This is a genomic window from Inquilinus limosus MP06 (assembly GCF_000767795.1).
In the GTDB taxonomy this organism is placed as follows: domain Bacteria; phylum Pseudomonadota; class Alphaproteobacteria; order DSM-16000; family Inquilinaceae; genus Inquilinus; species Inquilinus limosus_E.
In genome coordinates this window covers 1-1,347 of the sequence record NZ_JANX01000967.1, presented here as the reverse complement: position 1 = coordinate 1,347, position 1,347 = coordinate 1, and the positions used below count along the sequence as shown (strand labels likewise).

Here is a 1,347-nt window from a genome sequence, read left to right as displayed (position 1 = left end):
CCCCGGCCGGCCGGATCTGCGCCTGGTCGCGGCGCCGGAGGCGGCGATCCCGGCCATCATGGGCTGGCTGATCGCGATCCCGACCGTGATGATCGGCGGCGTCTTCCTGGCCCGGCTGATGCGGCGGCTGGATGCGCCGGACGACGCCGCGCTGCTGATCCGCGAGCTGACCTCCCTCCTGGTGCTGGCGCTGGTCGTCGCCTTCACCTGGGTCCGCCGGGCCTGGGCGGATGGCGAGGGCGTCAGGCACGACCTCGGGCGCTGGGTGGTGACGGCGGCGATGGCGGCGGCCGCGGTGCTGGTCGCGCTCGGCGCCGCCCGCGCCGCGATCACCGTCTTCGTGCTGGCGCTGCTGCCCTGGGGCCTGCGCCAGATCCGCGAGGCGGCGCGGTCGGTGGCATCGCCGGATTCGGTCGAGGGCAAGGACAGGCCCCTGGCCATGCTGCTGGAGCGGACGGCCCAGGCGCTGGTCATCCTCGGCGCCCTCGCCTATCTGGCGCAGCGCTGGGGCGTCGATTCCATGCACGCGATGATGGCGGCGGAGGAGCCGGGGGCGATGGCCCTGCGCGCCGCCCTGCGCATCGTGCTGACGCTGATCGTGGTCGACTTGCTGTGGCATCTCGGCCGGGCGCTGATCGACCATCATCTCAGCCGGTCGACCGCGACGATGTCGGCGACCGATGCCACCCGCCAGGCGCGCCTGCGCACCCTACTGCCGCTGTTCCGCAACGCCTATTTCGTCACCCTGGCCACGGTGGCGGTGCTGGTGGTGCTGTCGTCGCTGGGCATCGATATCGGGCCCCTGCTGGCCGGCGCCGGGGTGGTCGGCCTGGCCATCGGCTTCGGCGCCCAGACCCTGGTGAAGGACATCGTCTCCGGCGTGTTCTTCCTGCTCGAGGACGCGTTCCGGGTCGGCGAGTATGTCGAGATCGGCAGCCTCAAGGGCACGGTCGAGGCGATCTCGATCCGCTCGCTCAAGCTGCGCCACCAGCGCGGCGCGCTGCAGACGGTGCCGTTCGGCGAGGCCCGGGCGATGACCAATCTCAGCCGCGACTGGGTGGTGATGAAGCTGGAGTTCCGGGTGCCCTTCGACACCGATGTCGACCAGGTGAAGAAGATCGTGAAGAAGATCGGCGCCGAGATCGCCGCCGACCCGGATCTCGGACCTCATCTGATCGACCCGCCCAAGTCGCAGGGCGTGCGCCAGATCGAGGAGTTCAACATGGTGGTCGGGATCAAGTTCACCGCCCGGCCGGGCGAGCAGTTCCTGATCCGCCGCATGCTGTATCAGCGCATCCTCGAGGAGTTCGACGCCGCCGGCATCCACCTCGCCCGGCGCGACGTGGT

The 1,347-nt window shown here is 70.8% G+C and carries 1 protein-coding gene; it reads left to right on the top strand.

Going from position 1 to position 1,347, the window contains the following annotated elements; all coding sequences use genetic code 11:
• The coding region (locus P409_RS34460; RefSeq protein ID WP_202964908.1) for a mechanosensitive ion channel family protein at positions 1-1,347 on the top strand (1,347 nt) is incomplete at both ends.